This window comes from Sphingopyxis sp. (assembly GCF_016463645.1).
Lineage (GTDB): Bacteria > Pseudomonadota > Alphaproteobacteria > Sphingomonadales > Sphingomonadaceae > Sphingopyxis.
Genome location: NZ_JAEMQX010000209.1, coordinates 1 through 3,961, shown reverse-complemented (window position 1 = coordinate 3,961; position 3,961 = coordinate 1). Strand labels below are relative to the sequence as shown.

The following is a 3,961-nucleotide window of genomic DNA, read 5'->3' as shown; positions in this document are numbered from 1 at the left end:
GGTGCCGTGGTCGACGTCGAGCAGCACGCCCTGCGCGCCCTCGAACAGGATGCGCGCGCCTGCCTTGCGGACCTTCTTCAGGCGCTTCCAGACCGGCTGCGCATATTCGAGTACATAATCGGCGATTTCCGTGAGATCGGCGACCAGCTTGTCGCGGTCGATCGGCGGTTGGCCGAAGCCGGCGCGCAGCGCATCATGGTGGGCGGTCAGGCGGTCGAGCTGCGGTTCGAGCTTGTCGAGGTGCGCAAGGTCGCAGACGCGGATCGCGCGGCGGCCGACCTTGTCTTCATACGCCGGGCCGATGCCGCGGCCGGTGGTGCCGATCTTGCCCGCGCCCGCAGCCGTTTCGCGCAGCGCATCGAGGTCGCGATGGAACGGCAGGATCAGCGCGCAATTATCGGCGATCGCGAAATTCTCGGGATTGATCGCAACGCCCTGACCGCGCAACTTCGTGATCTCGTCGCGGAGCGCCCAAGGGTCGAGGACGACGCCGTTGCCGATGATCGACAGCGTGCCGGTGACGATACCCGATGGGAGAAGCGACAGCTTGTAGACCTGCTCGCCGACGACGAGCGTATGGCCGGCATTGTGACCGCCCTGGAACCGGACCACGGCGTCGGCGCGGCTGGCGAGCCAGTCGACGATCTTGCCCTTGCCCTCGTCGCCCCATTGCGACCCGATGACGGTAACATTTGCCATGATGCTGTCCTGCTGAGCGAGGCCCTTTCGGCCCGGCGCGGCCTTAGCGGATTTGGCCGCAGAGGCAAGGGTGGCGGCGCGATTGCACCGCTCTTTTTGGCGGGGTAGCGAGGTCGACGGAAGGATGCCCGCGATGATCGAACCCGATGCCCCCTATCATGCCCATATCTATTTCGACGATGCCGAGCGCGCCGCTGCGACCGAATTGCGCGAAGGGTTCGGGCGCGATGCCGATATCCTGTTCGTTGGTGATATGACCGACGGCCCTGCGGGGCCACACCCTATCGCGCAATATGAAGTGCATTTCCTTGGTGCTGCGGTTTCCGCAATAGTTGCGAAGATCGAGGCGACGGGACTTCGCGCGCTGGTCCATCCGCTGACCGACGACGATCTCGCCGATCATACGACGCTGGCACACTGGATCGGTGAGCCGGTCGAACTCGATGTGACCGTGCTCGATCCGCCCGGCGTCAATCAGGGCATTCCGCGCTTTGGGGTATCGGACTTTTAAGCTTCGACCGGCCCGTCGGGCCCCAGCACGAACCCACAGCCGAGCGCCCGCGCGTCGTCGCTTTCGGACAGCGCCGCCACGGTCTGCCAGTCGTCGGCCCGCAGGCTGGCGGCGAGCGCCGGATCGTGGCCGAGCGGCAGGAAAATGCGGCGGTCGGCGTCGTTTTCGGTGCCGAGGCCCGCGTCGATCAGCGGATCGGGATAGAGCGAAAAGCCGACGGCCGATTCTTCCTGTTCGCCGACCGGGATCGAATAGCCGCCGCCGCGGCCGACCGCATCGCCCTGTCCGGGCACGAAAATCTGGAAACCGAACCAGCTTTGATAGGCGAAGCCGTGGCGTTCGGTCGGATCGAGCGTCAGCGTCACCCGGTCGCGGATCGGCGCGGCTATGGCTTCGAGCGCGTCGATGCGCGCGGTGAGGGCGCCGGTCGTGTCGAACGCGCGAAGGTCGGCGATCGCCCGATCGAACGGCCCGGTCGCGCGTAGCAGCGGCAGATAGGCTTCGGCGCCGATTCGCGTCAGTGCGCCGGCGTCCTTGGCGTCGAGTTCATCGCGGAGTTGCTGGATGTTGGCGTCGACGGGCAAAGGACCGCCCGCGAGCAGATCGACGACGTCGGGCAAAGTGAAGTCGATCGTGACGGGGCCGATGCCGGCGGCTTCGAGCGCGTCGATCGCGACCGTGACGATCTCGCGCGCCGCCGCGACGCTGTCGCTGCCGATCAGTTCGGCACCGACCTGAAGCATCTCGCGCGCGGGACGGAGCTGGCTCGCGCGCAGTTTGACGACCTGCCCGGCATAGCAGAGTCGCAGCGGGCGCGGGGCCTTGGCAAGCAGCGAGGTCGCGATGCGGCCGACCTGCCGCGTGATGTCGGGGCGCAGCGCGAGGGTGCGCTGCGACACCGGGTCGGTGAAGCGGAGCAGGTCGCGTGCCTGCCGGTCTTCGTCGCCACCGAGCGTCTCACGAAACTCGGCGAGCGGCGGCGAGACGCGGCCATAGCCATGCGCGCGCATCGCGTCGACGAGCGCGCGGGTGACACGCGACGCGGCCTCCGCCTGTCGGGGGAGGCGATCGCGCAAGCCTTCGGGCAGCAGGGCAGGGGCCTTGGTCATCGATTGCGGCCTTAGAAGGGTGGCGGGAGCGTTTCAACCGCTCCCGCCGGATGGTCAGAACTTCAGACCCTTTACCGTCTTCACGCCGGGAAGCTGGCAAAGCTGCCAGAGGAGCGGCTCGGGCATCGGCGAGTCGAGGCTGAGCAGCAGAACGGCTTCGCCGCCCGCGGCGCGGCGGCCGAGGTGGAAGGTGCCGATGTTGAGCCCCGCTTCGCCGAGCGCGGTGCCGATGCGGCCGATGAAGCCCGGCGCGTCCTCGTTGACGATGTAGAGCATATGGCCGTCGAGATCGGCCTCGACCTTGATGCCGAACATTTCGACGAGGCGCGGGTCGCCGTTGCTGAACAGCGTGCCTGCGACCGAGCGATCACCGGCTTCGGTGGCGACCGTGACGCGGACGAGCGTGTGGTAGTCGCCGTCGCGATCATGACGAACTTCGCGCACATCGAGACCGCGTTCGCGGGCGAGGTGGGGGGCGTTGACCATGTTCACGCTGTCCGAATAGCGGCGCATCAGGCCCGTGAGCACCGCGGCGGTGATCGGCTTCAAGTTGAGTTCGGCCGCAGCACCCTCGACCTCGATCGAGATTGTGGTCAGATTGTCGTGCGCGAGCTGGCCGACGAGGCTGCCGAGCTTTTCGGCAAGGCTCATATAGGGGCGCAGCTTCGGCGCTTCCTCGGCCGACAGGCTGGGGACGTTGAGCGCGTTGGTGATGCCGCCGGTGAGAAGGTAATCGCTGATCTGCTCGGCCACCTGAATCGCGACATTGACCTGCGCCTCGTCGGTCGACGCGCCGAGGTGCGGGGTGCAGATGAAGTTCGGCGCGCCGAACAGCGGATGGTCGGCGGCGGGCGGCTCGGTCTGGAAAACGTCGAGCGCCGCGCCTGCCACATGGCCGCTGTCGAGTGCCTCCTTGAGCGCCGCCTCGTCGATCAGGCCGCCGCGCGCGCAATTGATGATCCGCACGCCCTTCTTGGTCTTGCCGAGATTCTCTTTCGACAGGATGTTGCGCGTCTGGTCGGTGAGCGGCGTGTGCAGCGTGATGAAATCGGCCTTGGCGAGCAAGGTGTCGAGATCGGCCTTTTCGACGCCGAGCTCGATCGCGCGCTCGGGGGTCAGGAACGGGTCGAAGGCGACGACCTTCATGCGCAGGCCGAGCGCGCGCTCGGCGACGATGCTGCCGATGTTGCCGCAGCCGATCAGGCCGAGCGTCTTCGATGTCAGCTCGACCCCCATGAAGTCGTTTTTCGGCCATTTGCCCGCCTGCGTCAGGACGTTGGCTTCGGGGATCTGGCGCGCGAGGGCGAACATCATCGCGATCGCATGTTCGGCGGTCGTGATGCTGTTGCCGAACGGCGTGTTCATCACGATGACGCCCTTCTTCGACGCCTCCGGAATGTCGACATTGTCGACGCCGATCCCGGCGCGGCCGACGACCTTCAGGTTGGTCGCGGCGGCGAGGACGTCGGCGGTGACCTTGGTAGCCGAGCGGATGGCGAGGCCGTCATAGTCGCCGATCATCGCGATCAGCTCGTCCTTGGTCTTGCCGGTGATCACGTCGACCTGGATGCCGCGTTCGGCGAAGATCGCGGCGGCTTTGGGGTCCATCTTGTCGGAAATCAGAACTTTGGGAGCGGTCATT

General features: G+C 66.6%; 4 protein-coding genes. 1 reads left to right on the top strand and 3 read right to left on the bottom strand.

All coding sequences use genetic code 11. The features are described from left to right. On the bottom strand, window positions 1-699 hold a 699-nt coding region (locus JHC57_RS21530; protein ID WP_294032627.1), incomplete at its 3' end, for an adenylosuccinate synthetase. A gap of 133 nt (window positions 700-832) precedes the next feature. Between JHC57_RS21530 and JHC57_RS21525 the strand changes: the two genes are divergently transcribed. Continuing rightward, the gene (locus JHC57_RS21525; RefSeq protein ID WP_294032626.1) at window positions 833-1,210 is read left to right on the top strand and encodes a DOPA 4,5-dioxygenase family protein; all 378 of its coding nucleotides are present in this window, start codon (window positions 833-835) and stop codon (window positions 1,208-1,210) included. On the opposite strand, the gene JHC57_RS21520 is transcribed toward JHC57_RS21525, so the two are convergent. Further along, a complete protein-coding gene (locus JHC57_RS21520) occupies window positions 1,207-2,319 on the bottom strand; it encodes an ATP phosphoribosyltransferase regulatory subunit (RefSeq protein ID WP_294032625.1) in 1,113 nt (370 codons plus the stop codon). The two genes, JHC57_RS21525 and JHC57_RS21520, sit on opposite strands and share 4 nt — an antisense overlap. Window positions 2,320-2,373: 54 nt before the next feature. Next, complete coding sequence (gene serA, locus JHC57_RS21515; protein WP_294032624.1) at window positions 2,374-3,960, bottom strand: phosphoglycerate dehydrogenase; 1,587 nt, start codon at window positions 3,958-3,960, stop codon at window positions 2,374-2,376. Window position 3,961 lies beyond the last annotated feature (1 nt).